The 17,641-nt window shown below is 49.6% G+C and carries 10 protein-coding genes, 16 tRNA genes and 2 rRNA genes; 4 read left to right on the top strand and 24 right to left on the bottom strand.

What is annotated here, in order from left to right:
- Nucleotides 1-27 precede the first annotated feature (27 nt).
- Nucleotides 28-3,108 carry a glycoside hydrolase family 2 TIM barrel-domain containing protein gene (locus tag NST04_RS08885; protein WP_341183951.1) on the bottom strand — a complete coding sequence of 1,027 codons (3,081 nt, stop codon included), beginning with the start codon at nucleotides 3,106-3,108 and terminating at the stop codon, nucleotides 28-30.
- A gap of 108 nt (nucleotides 3,109-3,216) precedes the next feature.
- Nucleotides 3,217-3,648, bottom strand: a complete 432-nt coding sequence (locus tag NST04_RS08880; RefSeq protein ID WP_341183950.1) for a MerR family transcriptional regulator — start codon at nucleotides 3,646-3,648, stop codon at nucleotides 3,217-3,219.
- Nucleotides 3,649-3,769: 121 nt separating this feature from the next.
- Here NST04_RS08880 and NST04_RS08875 point away from each other — a divergent pair, with 121 nt between their 5' ends.
- A complete protein-coding gene (locus NST04_RS08875) occupies nucleotides 3,770-4,690 on the top strand; it encodes an aldo/keto reductase (RefSeq protein ID WP_341183949.1) in 921 nt (306 codons plus the stop codon).
- 67 nt (nucleotides 4,691-4,757) lie between these two features.
- Here NST04_RS08875 and NST04_RS08870 read toward each other — a convergent pair whose 3' ends face one another.
- Complete coding sequence (locus NST04_RS08870; RefSeq protein ID WP_341183948.1) at nucleotides 4,758-5,717, bottom strand: carotenoid biosynthesis protein; 960 nt, start codon at nucleotides 5,715-5,717, stop codon at nucleotides 4,758-4,760.
- A 164-nt stretch (nucleotides 5,718-5,881) separates the two neighbouring features.
- Between NST04_RS08870 and NST04_RS08865 the strand changes: the two genes are divergently transcribed.
- Entirely contained in the window at nucleotides 5,882-6,451 is a 570-nt protein-coding gene (locus NST04_RS08865) for a TetR/AcrR family transcriptional regulator (RefSeq protein WP_341183947.1), read from the top strand.
- 83 nt (nucleotides 6,452-6,534) lie between these two features.
- On the opposite strand, the gene NST04_RS08860 is transcribed toward NST04_RS08865, so the two are convergent.
- Nucleotides 6,535-6,792: a hypothetical protein gene (locus NST04_RS08860; RefSeq protein WP_341183946.1), complete on the bottom strand. Its 258-nt coding sequence runs from the start codon at nucleotides 6,790-6,792 to the stop codon at nucleotides 6,535-6,537.
- Nucleotides 6,773-7,288 (bottom strand): MarR family transcriptional regulator, encoded by a 516-nt coding sequence (locus tag NST04_RS08855; protein ID WP_341183945.1) that lies wholly within the window; start codon nucleotides 7,286-7,288, stop codon nucleotides 6,773-6,775. The genes NST04_RS08860 and NST04_RS08855 overlap by 20 nt, the downstream gene beginning before the upstream one ends.
- Nucleotides 7,289-7,497: 209 nt before the next feature.
- On the opposite strand from NST04_RS08855, the gene NST04_RS08850 reads away from it, so the two are divergent.
- Together NST04_RS08850 and NST04_RS08845 are read left to right on the top strand one after the other, a co-directional pair.
- Nucleotides 7,498-8,175, top strand: a complete 678-nt coding sequence (locus tag NST04_RS08850; RefSeq protein WP_341183944.1) for a FadR/GntR family transcriptional regulator — start codon at nucleotides 7,498-7,500, stop codon at nucleotides 8,173-8,175.
- A complete protein-coding gene (locus NST04_RS08845) occupies nucleotides 8,172-9,413 on the top strand; it encodes a CynX/NimT family MFS transporter (protein ID WP_341183943.1) in 1,242 nt (413 codons plus the stop codon). The genes NST04_RS08850 and NST04_RS08845 overlap by 4 nt, the downstream gene beginning before the upstream one ends.
- A 272-nt stretch (nucleotides 9,414-9,685) precedes the next feature.
- Here the strand turns inward: NST04_RS08845 and NST04_RS08840 are convergent.
- The 19 genes from NST04_RS08840 to NST04_RS08750 all read right to left on the bottom strand — a co-directional run bounded on the left by NST04_RS08840 (nucleotide 9,686) and on the right by NST04_RS08750 (nucleotide 17,520).
- Nucleotides 9,686-9,764 (bottom strand) — tRNA-Leu (locus tag NST04_RS08840).
- 12 nt (nucleotides 9,765-9,776) lie between these two features.
- Nucleotides 9,777-9,850 (bottom strand) — tRNA-Cys (locus NST04_RS08835).
- A gap of 8 nt (nucleotides 9,851-9,858) precedes the next feature.
- Nucleotides 9,859-9,933, bottom strand: a tRNA-Gly gene (locus NST04_RS08830).
- A gap of 6 nt (nucleotides 9,934-9,939) precedes the next feature.
- Nucleotides 9,940-10,014 (bottom strand) — tRNA-Gln (locus NST04_RS08825).
- Between the two features lie 20 nt (nucleotides 10,015-10,034).
- Nucleotides 10,035-10,110 (bottom strand) — tRNA-His (locus tag NST04_RS08820).
- Between the two features lie 48 nt (nucleotides 10,111-10,158).
- Nucleotides 10,159-10,234 (bottom strand) — tRNA-His (locus NST04_RS08815).
- Nucleotides 10,235-10,261: 27 nt separating this feature from the next.
- A tRNA-Trp gene (locus tag NST04_RS08810) sits at nucleotides 10,262-10,335 on the bottom strand.
- 6 nt (nucleotides 10,336-10,341) lie between these two features.
- Nucleotides 10,342-10,427: transfer RNA gene (locus NST04_RS08805), tRNA-Tyr, on the bottom strand.
- A 6-nt stretch (nucleotides 10,428-10,433) separates the two neighbouring features.
- Nucleotides 10,434-10,509 (bottom strand) — tRNA-Thr (locus NST04_RS08800).
- Between the two features lie 15 nt (nucleotides 10,510-10,524).
- A tRNA-Phe gene (locus tag NST04_RS08795) sits at nucleotides 10,525-10,600 on the bottom strand.
- A gap of 21 nt (nucleotides 10,601-10,621) precedes the next feature.
- A tRNA-Asp gene (locus tag NST04_RS08790) sits at nucleotides 10,622-10,699 on the bottom strand.
- Nucleotides 10,700-10,721: 22 nt separating this feature from the next.
- Nucleotides 10,722-10,798, bottom strand: a tRNA-Met gene (locus tag NST04_RS08785).
- Between the two features lie 32 nt (nucleotides 10,799-10,830).
- Nucleotides 10,831-10,906, bottom strand: a tRNA-Val gene (locus tag NST04_RS08780).
- 5 nt (nucleotides 10,907-10,911) lie between these two features.
- Nucleotides 10,912-10,983: transfer RNA gene (locus NST04_RS08775), tRNA-Glu, on the bottom strand.
- Nucleotides 10,984-11,117: 134 nt separating this feature from the next.
- Nucleotides 11,118-11,207: transfer RNA gene (locus NST04_RS08770), tRNA-Ser, on the bottom strand.
- Between the two features lie 3 nt (nucleotides 11,208-11,210).
- Nucleotides 11,211-11,286 (bottom strand) — tRNA-Asn (locus NST04_RS08765).
- A gap of 62 nt (nucleotides 11,287-11,348) precedes the next feature.
- A 23S ribosomal RNA gene (locus tag NST04_RS08760) occupies nucleotides 11,349-14,275 on the bottom strand.
- A 293-nt stretch (nucleotides 14,276-14,568) separates the two neighbouring features.
- Nucleotides 14,569-16,129 (bottom strand): 16S ribosomal RNA (locus tag NST04_RS08755).
- The 16S and 23S rRNA genes sit together here with 16 tRNA genes alongside, the layout of an rRNA operon.
- Nucleotides 16,130-16,644: 515 nt before the next feature.
- Nucleotides 16,645-17,520: a nucleotidyltransferase-like protein gene (locus NST04_RS08750; RefSeq protein WP_341183942.1), complete on the bottom strand. Its 876-nt coding sequence runs from the start codon at nucleotides 17,518-17,520 to the stop codon at nucleotides 16,645-16,647.
- Nucleotides 17,521-17,641: the final 121 nt, after the last annotated feature.

Raw genomic sequence — 17,641 nt, 5'->3', positions numbered from 1 at the left:
GCTGATGGCCTGTTTACTTAGGGGTTATTACGCCTCCGGCAATGCCGCCGTCAGCGTGAACCCGAATTCCAGCGGCTGACCCGCTGCGATCCGGTATTCCGGATGCACCGGCGCTCCCCAGCTGTCATCCCCGCCCACACCCATCTGTTGTGCCGCGAGGGTGACAACCGTGTAGTGCACCTTAGGCAGCTCATAAGCATGTGCTGCCTGCTCCAGCTCGAACGCTGTATACGGTGACAGCGTACATTCCAGCGGCTGGCCTGCAGCCGCCTGAACCTGCAGCCCATACCCCCGGCTGTCCGTGATGCTCACCTCACGGACGCCCGTCCGGTTGCCGGATTCCTGCGGCACCAGATACGGTGACGGCAGCTCCGTCACCTTACGCCGGAAGCGGGTGAGCCGCGCTCCATAGGCGCGGTCACTGTAGTTCTCTTCCGGTCCGCGGGCATACCACTCGGAGGCCTCGTAGTCTGCCGACATCCGGAAGGATACCGCCACCACCGGAACATCCGGCAGACCGTCTGCCCCGGTGTAGACCATGCGGACACGGACGCTGCCATCGGCATGGACCGTGTACTGAATACTTGCCTTCAGCTCACTGCTGATGCTGAAGGCATAATCGAAGCTGACCGTAGCCCGGTCTGCTTCGGTGTGCAGGCTGACCGCTGTGCACTGGCGGGCCAGACTGGCTGCGAACCAGCCGCCGGCATGGTACCCCAGCGCAGTCCCCTTATCATTGTCAGTCGTTGCCCGCCAGAACAATGGAACCGGCGGAGTCGCAATCATCTCGCGCCCCCCGTAGCAGAGCGACACCAGAGAGCCCGCCTGCTTAGAGAACAAGGCGGAGAAGCCGCGCCCGGTGACCCCGATGTTCACATCCCCTTCAATCACGCGGAACTCCGCTGCCGCAGGCAACAGCGCCGTTTCTCCGCCTGCTTTTGCCCCGGCCGCTTCTGCGCGAGCTGCTTCAACCCGGAAGACATGCTCTCCATAAGCAGTCTCGAACCCCCGCTCCGCCCATAGCTCGGCTTCCTTCAGCACCAGACCTACAGCCAAAGTGTACTCCCCTGGAACTGCTGACACATCTGGCAATTCTAACGTAATTCTCGCCTCTTCCTGAGCCGCAACCGCAAGCTCCTTCTGCCCCTTGAAAATCTCCCGTCCCTCTTTCAATAACCGAAACTCCAGCAGCAGCCGCCCCGTCCCCTCGAACAGATTCCCGTTGACCACTGTCACCGCATCCCGTTCAGGAACAAGCCGGATATTCTGGTAGAGGAACTTTACCTCTTGCATCTTCGGCGTGATCGTCCGGTCAGCGAACACAATCCCGTTTCCGCAGAAGCTGTAGTCCGTTGGCCGGTCATCGAAATCCCCGCCATACGCCAGATACTCTTCACCGTAACGGTTCTTTGCTACCAGCGCCTGATCGATGTAATCCCAGATGAAGCCGCCCTGATACAGCGGATAACGGTTCTCCAGCTCGATATATTTATGGAGTCCCCCTACCGAATTGCCCATAGCATGCATGTACTCACAGCTGATATACGGCTTATACGGCTGATTCTCCAGGTATTCTACAATGTCGGCGGGCTTGGCATACATCCGGCTCTCCATATCACTGCTGTCATTATATTTGCGGTTATGGAAGACTCCTTCATAATGCACCAGCCGTCCCGGATCAGCCTTACGGAAGTAATGGGACACCTTCAGAATGACCTCGCCCGCATACGATTCATTGCCGCAGGACCAGATCAGGATCGACGGATGGTTTTTATCGCGCTCCAGCATCGATACCGCCCGGTCCATGACAATCCCCTCCCACTCCGGCTTATCCCCGGGGATGTTCCAGGACGGCTCAACGGCGCCCATCTTCTGCCACGAGCCATGGGACTCCAGGTTCATCTCGTCAATCACATACACCCCGTATTCATCGCACAGCTCATACCAGAGCGTCTGGTTCGGATAATGCGAGGTCCGCACCGCGTTGATATTATTCTGCTTCAGGATGATGATATCCTTGATCATATCTTCCCTGGAGATGTTGCGGCCCGTGCGGGGGTTGAACTCGTGGCGGTTGACACCTTTGAACATGATCCGTTTGCCGTTCAACAGCATCAGCTTGTCCTTCAGCTCGAAGGTTCGGAAGCCCGCCCGCTGCACAATTGCCTCCACCAGCTCCCCTTCGCCATTACATACAGAGATACAGACGCTGTACAGGTAAGGATTCTCCGCGCTCCACAGGAATACCTTGCCCGCATCCAAGCTTAGAGCCGCCTTACCCGCCACAGCTCGTCCTTCTGTATTCGCAACTACAGCGCCTGCTGCATCCTTCAGCTCCACCCGAATCACTGCCTCAGCCTCAGTTGCCATACGAAGCTCAGCTGTTAACTTGCCTTTCTCATAGGAAGCATCCAGCCCCGCCTGAATCCGCAAATCCTGTACATGCAGCTCAGGAACCGTATACAGATACACCTCGCGAAAAATCCCCGAGAACCGCCAGAAATCCTGATCCTCCAGCCAGCTCCCCGTACAGCGCTGATAGACCTCAACCGCGAGCTTATTGGCTCCTTCCTGCAGATAGGGTGTCAATTCGAATTCCGCAGGGGTGAAGCTGTCTTCACTGTAGCCGACGAAGTGCCCGTTCAACCAGACATAACAAGCCGCCTCTACGCCCTGAAAAGAAATAAAAATCGGCCCCTGCTCCATAATTGCCGGCACCTCAAACATCTTCACATAGCTGCCCACCGTATTACTGCTCACCGGAATCTCCGGCGGCCTTACAGCATCCAGACCGTCCCAGGGGTACATCGTATTCGCATATTGCGGCCTGCCGTACCCCTGAAGCTGGATATGACCCGGCACCTGGATGTTCCCCCAGCCGCTCGTATCATATTCCGTCTTATAGAAATCCTTAACACGGGCTGCCACATTCACCGCATAACTGAATTTCCAGTCTCCGTTCAGAGAGTAACGCAGCGCCATGGGGGCTTGTCTCTCCGCTTCCTCCATCGTTCTATAATAGCGGTGATCCGAATGCGCTTCCAACCGGTTCACCTGAAATACAGATACATCGCTTAGCCAATCCAGACTAGGTTCATTGCCTGACATTATAGTGTCCTCCTTCATCTTCTTGAAGTGAATCTGTTCCTTATTCTACCCAAAGTTCGCCCCGGCTCCAAGAAGCGGATCACAACTTCCGTGCAGATAACTTACTTTTCAGACGGTTTTATGGTTTCCGGAGGCTTTCGCTTCATTCTCCAACGATGCAAAATAAGCGATCTTATGGTCAATCTTCCGGGCAAAGCTCTGAAAGAACTTGATCTTCTCATCGATATGCTGTTTATGCTCCTGCAGCAGTCTGCGCTGATCTGGCAGACGGTCCTTGCCTTCCTGCGAGAACGCAATGAATTGCTTAATGTCGGCGATAGCCATACCGGTATCCTTCAGGCAGCAGATTAACGAGATCAGCTCCAGATCCTCGTCATTGAAGCACCGGTTGCCGTTCGCATCCCTCCCCACAACCGGCAATACCCCTTCCCGTTCATAGTAACGCAGCGTATATTGGCTCAGTCCGCTTTTTTGTGCTATGGTTTTGATACTGTATCCCATCCGTACAAGCTCCTCTCTGCCAGCCGTTGCCGGCCTCATCTATATAGTAAAAGTACCATCAATCCGTTTCTATGAACAGTCACTCTATGATTCTATTGACTTACACCTAACTCTAAGGTCTAAGCTTACACTATACCTTCATTTAAGGAGTGAATAATTAATGGTAAAAAGAATTAATGTAGCTAACGGCGCACTTGAGGTTTCCGAGATTTCCCTCGGTTGTATGCGGATCGCTGATTTGTCGCCCAAAGAGGCTGAAACCCATATCCACAGCGCCCTTGAGGTGGGCATAGACTTTTTCGACCATGCAGATATTTATGCCGGAGGTAAAGCAGAGGAAGTATTCGGTAACGTACTGACGGCAAATCCCGGAATGCGCGACCGGCTGATGATTCAGGCCAAATGCGGCATCCGTAACGGCTTCTTCGACTTCTCTAAGGAGCATATCGTGAGTTCAGTAGAGAACAGCCTGAAGCGGCTGCAGACCGATTATGTAGATGTCCTTCTCCTGCACCGTCCTGACACCCTGATGGAGCCGGAGGAAGTGGCGGAAGCCTTCGATAATCTGGAGAGCAGAGGGCTGGTCAAGCACTTCGGTGTCAGCAACCAGAACCCGTTACAGATTGAGCTGCTGAAGAAGAACGTCAAGCAGCCCCTTCTGTTCAACCAGCTTCAGCTCAGCATCATGGTAACTGGAATGATTGATTCGGGCTTCAACGTCAACATGACCAATGCCGGTTCCGTAGTCCACGACGGCGGAATCCTGGAGTACAGCCGCCTGCATGATATGACCATCCAGCCATGGTCTCCGTTCCAGTACGGCTTCTTCGAAGGCGTATTCCTGGGCAGCGAGAAGTTCCCTAAGGTGAACGAAGTCATTAACCGTATTGCCGGGGACAAAGGAGTAGCCGACACCGCGATCGCTATTGCCTGGCTGCTCAGACACCCGGCCAAAATGCAGCCGATTGTCGGCACCACCAACACCGCCCGCCTGCTCGACATCGCTAAGGCTTCAAGCATCACCCTCAGCCGCGAAGAATGGTACGAGATTTACCGCGCAGCCGGAAATGTCCTGCCTTAACGCAGAAGGCAAAAATACACCGCCAGCTATAGACGGAAGAGGTCTAAAGTCTGGCGGTGTTTTTTTACTACCTCGCGATTGGGCTTGCTTTTTTACCCATCTTATAAATTCCAATCCAGGCTAACAATAATACGATTTGAGCCAGAACGACCAGCCACAATACCTCCGTGAAACCTCCTATGAGACAAAATATAGTGTTAACCAGCGGGAATCCTACGAAAGTAAACATGATCGGAAAATCTTTTTTGGGAGTGATTGAATAATTAGCCTTCCGGTCCCAGAACTTTGTGAAAGCCAAGGCTAACACTCCGATTGTAATTACAGAAAGTGCAATCAACATCACCCATTGCATATTAGATTCCCTGGCGAAGAACGGCCCCATGTAATTAAAGAAGTTGGATAAAGGTGAGAACATACAAGCCAATGACGCAAGGGACGCCAAAAACGGATAGATATAACCCACGGTTTTACTGTAGCCTTTCTTCTTATGCCACCATTCACCGATCAGGATAAAGACTGTCCAATATCCCGCGATATAAATCCATCCTGTAAAATTCATCACCGGTTCCCCATAGATTTGAGGTTCACCGGCCAGCGGATAATAACTCCATCTTGCAATGGTTCCATCCATGGTCTCAAAAATCTGTTTAACGGCCACCGGGTCGAGTGAAAAGTCAAACACCATCGCACTTAATCCCGTAATAAACGGTTTCGTCCAGGACGGTATATTTACAGACTTTAGAACACGCAAAGTGGAATAGATGATCAGAAACTCAATAATAGGGACAGTAATTGGTATGTTAAATAACATTAAAATACTGCGCCCATAGGCGTAGAACCCTTCCCCAAGCGATGAAGCAGTAATTTCAAAAACGGCGGCGTAAAAGAACACAAAACCTATAAATTGCAGTAAAACCGTTTTGGGATGTGTTTCCTTATCAAGGATATAGAACACCATTAGGACAGCAGCAATTAAGACAAGAATGTCTTGAATAACCCATACAGGCACTACAGTTATACTACCCATTTTCTTCCTCCAATTAATTTAATTTGAATCGAACGTTTAAATAAATTATAATGTCACCATGTTAGTTAAACAACAGGCTGTTCGTTTGGATTATGTTAGTTACCATACAAATCATATTAGATTTGTTCATTAACCATTTTATTATTTTAAATTAGGAGGTTACGATGGCAGACAAAAAAACAGATCACCGGGTGAGATATACAAAAATGGTTATTAAAGAAAGCCTGTTGAAGCTGATGACAGAACGGTCTATCAATAAAGTTACCGTGACCGACATTTGCAGCGAAGCAGGGATTAACCGCAACACCTTTTATTCACACTATGCGAATCAGTTTGAGCTTCTTTCAACAATCGAAAATGATCTATATGAAGAAATTAAGCAACTTGGGATTAGTTCTGCAAGCCCTCAAAAGCTTTCTTATGAATTATGTAAATATATAAAAGCGAATAAAACGATATGTGAGGTTCTGTTCTCGGAGCATGGCAACAAAGAATTATTGGAAAGAATCCTATATATCAGTCACGACCTAACGATTGAGCGCTGGAAGCAGGAATTAAAATATTTTGATCCGCAATTATTTGAATCCTGGTATACGTTCACCGCTCATGGCAGTATAGCTATTATTAAAAAGTGGGTGAGCAGCGGTCTGAAGGAAAGCCCGGGTAAGGTTGCAGTTTTTATTGATAAAGCCACAGAGGCCGTATCCAAAGCATTTTATTCCGAGGAATCATAAATCATAAAAAATGAAGCGGTCCCTCTTTGTTGAAGGCCGCTTCTCTGCTCTTTTTCCAATTCATTTCATTCCTTATTCCTTACTCATTCTGATTGCTCTAATTGATCCTTTGCCTTTTGTAAAAGTGCAGTCTCTTGAGCGGAAAGCTCATTTAAAGTCGTAAAAAAAGGTTCTATGGGTACCATCACACCACAGGTTGAACCTAATCCCAGCATCAATCTGAGGTAAAATTGAACCTTTCTTTTCTCACTGGCAATTTGCTCTAATTCTGAGAGACCCGAGTTTTTTTCTTCATCTCCTGATGCTTCCTTCCGTCTCGAATTAAATATCTTCATTTCCATTAAACTTCCCCTCGGAGTATTCTTCGGCGCGCGCCAACAAATCACTCATGAATTTCCTGATCGTCTGTAACTCAGCCTCTGAATAAGATTCAATAAACTGATAAAAGTCGTCTTCTTTCGCTTGATGCATCTTTTGATGCAGTTGATATACCTGTCTTCCCTTATCCGTTAAGCTAAAATAAATCTCCTTCCGGTTGTTATTTAGTTGATTTTTCATAATGAAGCCTGTTTCCAACAGCTTGGAACTAATACTTGTAATGCTTGCTTTGGACAGATTCATTCTTTTGGTAATTCCGGTATGATTGATCGGCTCATGATCACCAATGCAATCAATAACATGCACACTGGTAATATTATTGGACAGCATATCGATCTGAAGCTTTTTGGCTTGCTCACGAAACAGATTAATTTCATGTTCTGTATATAATTCGTTCAAATGCAGCATTCTGATATATTGCTCATAAAGGTGACCTTTAGAATGATTTTGAAATTCCACTTGCCAAATCTCTCCTCTCTTGTACTTAATGCAGACTAGGGTCAAAGGCAGCAATCAATTGCTTTTTATTTTTGTTCACTACTGAACAAAATCATATTAGCACGAATGATATTGAGAATCAATATCATTTTCATCTTTTCAAGCCGAAATGAATCTGCTATAATCAACCAGAGTACCAAACATCCTACGTTTGTAAAGGAATGATACAATTGTTAGCTCAGACTCAACGTTTAACCTTGGTGGAACAGGTGGCCTACCAGATCCAAGAGAAGATCGAAAGCAGCGAATGGCAAGTAGGGACGCGTATTCCTCCAGAGCCGGAGCTAATGGAGCAGCTTCAAGTCAGTCGTAATACCTTAAGGGAAGCAATTCGGGCTCTAACCTACGCGGGTCTGCTCAAGACCAGACAAGGGGATGGGACTTATGTATGCTCCTCCAGTGTTTTAGGGTCAGTGATTAGAAAAGTAATAGAGCATACCGATAAGTTTGAGAGCCTGGAGGTCCGGTATGCATTAGAACGAGAGGCGGCTGCCCTGGCTGCGCTCAGGAGAGACGAGGAAGATTTGGCGGCACTTCGGACATGTCTTGACCAGTGCAGACAAGCAGCCGTCCAGCAAGATCTTGAAGCGTATGCTCACTGGGACGTGGAGTTTCACAAAATGGTGATAGCCGCTTCACATAATCAATTGATGTCGAATTTATACAATCATATTTCTGAGGCGCTGCAAAACATGATTTTAGAAATGAAGGATCTCAAAACCGTGGATTTCTATATCGACTCTCATGCCCTGCTCTATCAGGCCATTGCGGATCAGAATGGTCATCAAGCGGAGGAGGCTGTTCGTTTATACATTGACAAAGCCCGTACACAGGAGGCACATCTATGAGTTCACCAGAACAATTGTTAAACAAGCAAGATGGAATATCCAATACCGGTATTCGGAAGCAAGCGACACTCTGGTTCATGATCATAGGAATTATTTTTATCGCAGCGAATTTGCGCGCACCCCTCACCTCAGTGGGACCCTTGGTCAGTCTTATTCGGGACAACGTGCATATTTCTAATACTTTAGCAGGCCTGATTACTACAGTTCCACTAATTGCATTTGCCCTATTATCACCTTTTGTACCCAAATTAGGACATAAATATGGTATAGAACGAATTATCCTGATTTCTCTTATTTTTTTAGTCATCGGTATTGCTGTTCGGTCGTTATCCGGAGCAGCGACTTTATATGTTGGAACTGCAATTCTGGGATTTGCTATTACTATATGTAATGTATTACTTCCCAGTCTGATTAAACGGGAATTTCCGCAGCAAATGGGGACTATGACAGGGGTCTATTCGGTTTCCATGAATCTATGCGGGGCAATTGCTTCCGGTATTAGTATTCCCTTAGCTGTGGGAGCAGGTATGAACTGGCAAGGTGCCCTTGGAGTATGGGGAATACTTAGCTTCATCTCTATTCTCTTTTGGATACCGCTGCTCAAGACTCCAACGAACCCCGCCATTATTGGTAGCAGCACAGATAAGAACCATCAGGTTAAAATATGGCGCTCCCCATTAGCCTGGCAGGTGACTCTCTTTATGGGAATACAATCAGCCATTTTCTATGTGCTGGTTGCCTGGCTGCCTGAAATCCTAAAAGAACAAGGCATCAGTTCGAGTCAATCCGGCTGGTTTCTATCGGTTCTGATTATGGCGTCCCTCCCCTTTGCCTTTATCGTTCCTGTTATGGCAGGGCGTATGTCTAACCAGCGGTCCTTGGTGGTTATTACAACAATCCTACTTTTGATCGGAACACTTGGGCTTCTCTATAGCAGTGTCCAACTGCTTCTGTTGTGGGTGATTATTCTTGGAATTGGAGCGGGCTTTGCCTTTGGCTTATCTATGATGTTTTTCGGTTTACGCACTCAAAGTGCCCATCAGGCGGCGGAACTATCGGGCATGGCCCAATCCATAGGATATCTGCTGGCAGCCATCGGCCCGGCGCTGATAGGTTACTTGCATGACGCCACTCATAGTTGGAGTGCTCCACTCCTGATCTTGGTTGGCGCTTCTGCCCTACTCGGTATCATTGGTCTTGGGGCGGCCAGAAATCAATTTGTGGGTTCTACGAAGTAAGTTCATGATATAAACGACTTAACATATAAGCAGATGACATATAAATTAAAAGAAACAGGCCCTGTGTAGTAAGATACACAGGGCCTGTCTTGTTCTCAGATACATATGGGATAAGGTACGAAAGCTCAAAGAACATAATCATCCTGCAAATGAACGATGCTGGCGCCTCAGTCTTGTTCATGTGCCGATATAACAGATAATGCGTGCCTCTAGGTATACACACAATAAAAAAGCCCACCAGAGAATATCTCTGATGAACTCTTTTAGCGTAATACCGGCGAGAGGACTCGAACCTCCACGGTTTCCCACTCGATTTTGAGTCGAGCGCGTCTGCCATTCCGCCACGCCGGCAAATATTTAAAATGGAGGTGCCACCCAGATTTGAACTGGGGATAAAGCTTTTGCAGAGCTTTGCCTTACCACTTGGCTATGGCACCACATGAAATGGAGCGGACGACGGGAATCGAACCCGCGACCCTCGCCTTGGCAAGGCGATGCTCTACCGCTGAGCCACGTCCGCATATAATGGCTGGGGATATAGGAATCGAACCTATGAATGACGGAGTCAAAGTCCGTTGCCTTACCGCTTGGCTAATCCCCAATATATTTTTTGAAAGAAAATGGGGCGACCGATGGGTCTCGAACCCACGAATGCCGGAACCACAATCCGGTGCGTTAACCCCTTCGCCACGGTCGCCATGTGAAGCTTTTAAGTTGTATTGCTATGTAATTCTTATAAAAGAAATGGGGCGACCGATGGGTCTCGAACCCACGAATGCCGGAACCACAATCCGGTGCGTTAACCCCTTCGCCACGGTCGCCATATGATTCTTTTATATGAAATTACTTGGCAGGGGCAGCAGGAATTGAACCCACACCAACGGTTTTGGAGACCGTTGTTCTACCTTTAAACTATGCCCCTAAAAAATGGTGGAGGCTGATGGATTCGAACCACCGAACACGTACGTGAGCAGATTTACAGTCTGATGCGTTTGGCCACTTCGCTAAGCCTCCACGGTATGGTGCCGGCGAGAGGACTTGAACCCCCAACCTACTGATTACAAGTCAGTTGCTCTACCAATTGAGCTACACCGGCATATTAAGTTGTGTATGGTGGCGCGGGAGGGAATCGAACCCCCGACACAAGGATTTTCAGTCCTTTGCTCTACCGACTGAGCTACCGAGCCATAAAAATGATTCTGTAAAGATGGCGGAACCGACGGGATTCGAACCCGCGGTCTCCTGCGTGACAGGCAGGCATGTTAGGCCAACTACACCACGGTTCCATGTTTGGTACTTTATGGAGATTGGTTGCGGGGGCAGGATTTGAACCTGCGGCCTTCGGGTTATGAGCCCGACGAGCTACCGGGCTGCTCCACCCCGCGTCATTGTACAAAATCTATTCAGTTAAGATAGATGGTGGAGGCTGAGGGGTTCGAACCCCCGACCCTCTGCTTGTAAGGCAGATGCTCTCCCAGCTGAGCTAAGCCTCCATATATGACTCGTATGGGATTCGAACCCATGTTACCTCCGTGAAAGGGAGGTGTCTTAACCCCTTGACCAACGAGCCATGCTGTGTAAAAGTATTGCTACGGAGAGAGGGATACTCTTCACTTCGTTACGAGATTGCGAAGCAGTGCTAACGAAGCCTATGCTCCAACGAACCACTGAGGGTTCTCATCCCTATTCAATGAAGTATTGCTACGGAGAGAGAGGGATTCGAACCCTCGAGACGCTTGTGGCGCCTACACGATTTCCAATCGTGCTCCTTCGGCCAAACTCGGACACCTCTCCATATGGCTCCCCGAACAGGACTCGAACCTGTGACAACTCGATTAACAGTCGAGTGCTCTACCAACTGAGCTATCAGGGAATATACATACCAGGCTTGATCACCTGAAAACTGAATCCGAAACGAATCTGCGTGTTAGAAATTTGGATAAGCCCTCGACCGATTAGTATTGGTCAGCTCCATGCATTGCTGCACTTCCACCTCCAACCTATCTACCTCGTCGTCTTCAAGGGGTCTTACTAATTGGGAAATCTCATCTTGAGGGGGGCTTCACGCTTAGATGCTTTCAGCGCTTATCCCGTCCGTACGTAGCTACTCAGCCATGCTCCTGGCGGAACAACTGATGCACCAGCGGTACGTCCATCCCGGTCCTCTCGTACTAAGGACAGCTCCTCTCAAATTTCCTGCGCCCACGACAGATAGGGACCGAACTGTCTCACGACGTTCTGAACCCAGCTCGCGTACCGCTTTAATGGGCGAACAGCCCAACCCTTGGGACCTACTTCAGCCCCAGGATGCGATGAGCCGACATCGAGGTGCCAAACCTCCCCGTCGATGTGGACTCTTGGGGGAGATAAGCCTGTTATCCCCAGGGTAGCTTTTATCCGTTGAGCGATGGCCCTTCCATGCGGTACCACCGGATCACTAAGTCCGACTTTCGTCCCTGCTCGACTTGTAGGTCTCGCAGTCAAGCTCCCTTATGCCTTTGCACTCTGCGAATGATTTCCAACCATTCTGAGGGAACCTTTGAACGCCTCCGTTACTCTTTAGGAGGCGACCGCCCCAGTCAAACTGCCCGCCTGACACGGTCCCCGTACCCGATAAGGGCACCAGGTTAGAACCTAGATACGATCAGGGTGGTATCCCAACGGCGCCTCCGCAGAAGCTTGCGCTCCTGCCTCCACGGCTCCCACCTATCCTGTACAGATCGTACCCAAATTCAATATCAAGCTGCAGTAAAGCTCCATGGGGTCTTTCCGTCTTGTCGCGGGTAACCTGCATCTTCACAGGTATTAAAATTTCACCGGATCTCTCGTTGAGACAGCGCCCAAGTCGTTACGCCATTCGTGCGGGTCAGAATTTACCTGACAAGGAATTTCGCTACCTTAGGACCGTTATAGTTACGGCCGCCGTTTACTGGGGCTTCGGTTCACAGCTTCGGATTGCTCCTAACCGCTCCCCTTAACCTTCCAGCACCGGGCAGGCGTCAGCCCGTATACTTCGCCTTACGGCTTCGCACAGACCTGTGTTTTTGCTAAACAGTCGCTTGGGCCTTTTCACTGCGGCCCCCTCGGGCTATTCACCCTACCGAGGCACCCCTTCTCCCGAAGTTACGGGGTCATTTTGCCGAGTTCCTTAACGAGAGTTCTTCCGCGCGCCTTAGAATTCTCTTCTCGCCTACCTGTGTCGGTTTGCGGTACGGGCACCTTCTCCTGACTAGAGGCTTTTCTTGGCAGTGTGAGATCATGACCTTCGCTACTGTAATTTTCGCTCCCCATCACAGCCCAGCCTTACGGTGTGCGGATTTGCCTACACACCAGCCTCACTGCTTAGACGGACATCCATCAGTCCGCGTCACTACCCTCCTGCGTCACCCCATCGCTCATAGCGGATTACGGTGGTACAGTAATTTCAAACTGTTGTCCTTCGACTACGCCTTTCGGCCTCGCCTTAGGTCCCGACTTACCCTGAGCGGACGAGCCTTCCTCAGGAAACCTTGGGCTTTCGGCGGATCAGATTCTCACTGATCTTTTCGTTACTCATACCGGCATTCTCACTTGTATGCTGTCCAGCGCTCCTTACGGTACACCTTCAACCCACATACAACGCTCCCCTACCCCAGATACATACATATCTAGCCATAGCTTCGGTGGTGTGTTTAGCCCCGTTACATTTTCGGCGCAGAGTCACTCGACCAGTGAGCTATTACGCACTCTTTCAATGGTGGCTGCTTCTAAGCCAACATCCTGGTTGTCTGTGCAACTCCACATCCTTTCCCACTTAACACACACTTGGGGACCTTAGCTGATGGTCTGGGCTGTTTCCCTTTTGACAATGGATCTTAGCACTCACTGTCTGACTCCCGGCAAGAAGTAAATGGCATTCGGAGTTTGACTGAGCTTGGTAACCCTTGCGGGCCCCGCACCCAATCAGTGCTCTACCTCCACCACTCCATTCACCGAGGCTAGCCCTAAAGCTATTTCGGGGAGAACCAGCTATCTCCGAGTTCGATTGGAATTTCTCCGCTACCCCCACCTCATCCCCGCATTTTTCAACATGCGTGGGTTCGGGCCTCCAGTGCGTGTTACCGCACCTTCACCCTGGACAGGGGTAGATCACACGGTTTCGGGTCTACGTCCACATACTTAATCGCCCTATTCAGACTCGCTTTCGCTGCGGCTCCGGCTTCTCACCTTAACCTTGCATGTTAAACGTAACTCGCCGGTTCATTCTACAAAAGGCACGCCATCACCCATAGACAGGGCTCTGACTTTTTGTAAGCACACGGTTTCAGGTTCTATTTCACTCCCCTTCCGGGGTGCTTTTCACCTTTCCCTCACGGTACTGTTTCACTATCGGTCGCCAGGTAGTATTTAGCCTTAGCAGATGGTCCTGCTGGATTCATACGGGGTTTCACGTGCCCCGCACTACTCGGGATCCGTCTCGGAGAGAATACCATTTCGGCTACAGGGCTTTTACCTCTATCGCGGGCCTTTCCAGACCTCTTCGCCTACCATATTCCTTTGTAACTCCATGTGAGACGTCCCACAACCCCAAGAGGCAAGCCTCTTGGTTTAGGCTGTTCCGCGTTCGCTCGCCGCTACTGACGGAATCACTATTGTTTTCTCTTCCTCAGGGTACTTAGATGTTTCAGTTCCCCTGGTCTGCCTCTGCGTATCCTATGTATTCAGATACGAGTAACTGCGAATTACCACAGCTGGGTTTCCCCATTCGGACACCCCCGGATCAAAGCTTGCTTACAGCTCCCCGAGGCAGTTTCGTTGTTCGCCACGTCCTTCGTCGGCTCCTGGCGCCTAGGCATCCTCCGTGTGCTCTTAGTAGCTTAACCTCGATTTTTCCGTCAGGAAACTATCGGACAATGAATTTCTTCAACGTCTGTATTTCCATCAAGATCATCGTAGCATCGCCATTAATTCAAAACTTGTTTACACAAGTTCAGCTTAAAGGAATGTTCTAAAACGCAAATTCGTTTCGGTATCCAGTTTTCAAGGATCAAAGGTAAAGATGAGAGCTTAAACTCTCAAAACTGACCAACGAGTGAGTAACAGGCCTAAACCTGATTGGTTTGGAAGTTAAACTTCCGATTTGAATGTTTCCGTTGCAGGAAACGATTCTCCATAGAAAGGAGGTGATCCAGCCGCACCTTCCGATACGGCTACCTTGTTACGACTTCACCCCAATCATCTACCCCACCTTCGGCGGCTGGCTCCCTTGCGGGTTACCCCACCGACTTCGGGTGTTGTAAACTCTCGTGGTGTGACGGGCGGTGTGTACAAGACCCGGGAACGTATTCACCGCGGCATGCTGATCCGCGATTACTAGCAATTCCGACTTCATGCAGGCGAGTTGCAGCCTGCAATCCGAACTGAGACCGGCTTTGCTGGGATTGGCTCCACCTCGCGGCTTCGCTTCCCGTTGTACCGGCCATTGTAGTACGTGTGTAGCCCAGGTCATAAGGGGCATGATGATTTGACGTCATCCCCACCTTCCTCCGGTTTGTCACCGGCAGTCACTCTAGAGTGCCCAGCTCAACCTGCTGGCAACTAAAGTCAAGGGTTGCGCTCGTTGCGGGACTTAACCCAACATCTCACGACACGAGCTGACGACAACCATGCACCACCTGTCTCAACTTTCCCCGAAGGGCACCTGATGCATCTCTGCTTCGTTAGTTGGATGTCAAGACCTGGTAAGGTTCTTCGCGTTGCTTCGAATTAAACCACATACTCCACTGCTTGTGCGGGTCCCCGTCAATTCCTTTGAGTTTCAGTCTTGCGACCGTACTCCCCAGGCGGAGTGCTTACTGTGTTAACTTCGGCACCAAGGGTATCGAAACCCCTAACACCTAGCACTCATCGTTTACGGCGTGGACTACCAGGGTATCTAATCCTGTTTGCTCCCCACGCTTTCGCGCCTCAGCGTCAGTTACAGCCCAGAAAGTCGCCTTCGCCACTGGTGTTCCTCCACATATCTACGCATTTCACCGCTACACGTGGAATTCCACTTTCCTCTTCTGTACTCAAGTCACCCAGTTTCCAGTGCGACCTCAGGTTGAGCCCAAGGTTTAAACACCAGACTTAAATAACCGCCTGCGCGCGCTTTACGCCCAATAATTCCGGACAACGCTTGCCCCCTACGTATTACCGCGGCTGCTGGCACGTAGTTAGCCGGGGCTTTCTTCTCAGGTACCGTCACTCCGGTAGCAGTTACTCTACCGGACGTTCTTCCCTGGCAACAGAGCTTTACGATCCGAAAACCTTCATCACTCACGCGGCGTTGCTCCGTCAGGCTTGCGCCCATTGCGGAAGATTCCCTACTGCTGCCTCCCGTAGGAGTCTGGGCCGTGTCTCAGTCCCAGTGTGGCCGTTCACCCTCTCAGGTCGGCTACGCATCGTCGCCTTGGTGGGCCGTTACCCCACCAACTAGCTAATGCGCCGCAGGCCCATCCCCAAGCAGCAGATTGCTCCGCCTTTCATTCTCTCCTCAGGAGAAGAAAGAAATTATCCGGTATTAGCTACCGTTTCCGGTAGTTATCCCAGGCTTGAGGGCAGGTTGCCTACGTGTTACTCACCCGTCCGCCGCTAAGTCTGAAAGGAAGCAAGCTTCCTCTCAAACTCCGCACGACTTGCATGTATTAGGCACGCCGCCAGCGTTCGTCCTGAGCCAGGATCAAACTCTCCAAATTGGTATTTAGAAAGAGCGATTGCTCATTTTGAAACATCTGACGAGAATTTACATTCTCTAATTTGGATCTCACCGAAGTGATCTCCAGATACTCACTCGTTGTTCAGTTTTCAAAGATCAAGTTCATCTTTCGTCGCCGTTTTTTGTCTCAGCAGCGACCTTTATAATATATCACAGCGTCCTCGTTTTAGTCAACCTTTTTTTTATTTTCTTTTTTCGGCTGATTTACGACTGCATTACTGCGCATCGTTATGTCAGAGGGACGAGTTATAATTTATCATAAGAACTGCACCCTAGTCAACCCTAAATATTCTCTTCCCCTTCGGCTCTTCTGCAAACCCGGACAAATAAAATAACCCCACAAAGTGAGGCTTTAGCTTCGATGATGACTCAGGTACTCTGCGGGGGGCCCAAACATATAAATTCTATAAAAAAAGAGAGTACATTCACCCTCTCCATTCTCCCGCTGATGCTATCTATATAGAGCTATTCCCGTCAGTTGGCGATTTGTTAATTTTAGAGCGTATAACGAATGGCATGACCATCTCCGGCATCCACTGCCCACGAGGCGATCTCCCGAATTAATGAACGGGATACCAGCTTGCGAAGCACAAGCGGCAATTCTGCCTGGAGCGGGCTGAGCCCCGAATGCTGCAGAAGCTCCTTAATACTCCACGCCTCCTTACGGCTGCCCAGGATATGAAGCAGCATGGTACAGCAATCCTCCATTTTTGACATGAGGGCAAATTCACAGGCAAGCAGGATAAGCTCGATTCTCTGGTCCAGCGTCTCTGTGCTGATAGTCAATTCTTCATATAGCTTATGGACCGGTGAGTTCAGGCTTTTCACCTGTCCCCATACTGCCGGTTCCGGGAAATACCCCGCTTCACTCACTTCAATGCGCGCCCAATGATACAAGGCAATGAGTACGCAATTATAGGCATCCATGGTACAGCCTGCTTCAATGTAACGCTTGGACTTAATATACATATGTAAAAAACGGGCGAATTCCATAAACAGCACCCGTTCTTTAAGCGGGCCCTCAAACTGAATGAGCTGCTTGCGCATCTCCGCCAAGATTCCCTTCGGATCCCAGAGTACCTCTCCGGATATCAGGCTGCTCAGAAGCTCGTTGTTATCCCCGGCCATGACAGCACGTTCCAGTGCAGACAGCCCTACATGTACCGATTGTGTCCGCGTATCACCGGCAATGCTATGGGTTATGATGCGTTCCGTCTCCTGTTCCTCGTGCAGCAGAAGGACCACCATATCAAAATCGTGCAACAGTGCACTTTGAAACGTGGCATCCCCTCTTTGCCGCCAAGCAACGGCTCCCAGAACATTCTCCTCAAATGTCTCCCCGCTTAATAGGGTCAAATTGGACAGTTCCATACTTCCCTCCATCAAATTTGGCGATTTTGCGTCCGTCAGTTATAATCTCTATACATAAGCTTATTCTACATATTCATGCCAGTTCCTCCTGAACAACCGAACTATATTTCAGTTAGGAGAT

The sequence above is a fragment of the Paenibacillus sp. FSL H7-0756 genome, from assembly GCF_038006765.1.
Lineage (GTDB): Bacteria > Bacillota > Bacilli > Paenibacillales > Paenibacillaceae > Paenibacillus_AQ.
Note: the sequence above shows the minus strand (reverse complement) of the source record. Positions and strands in the feature narration are given on the sequence as shown.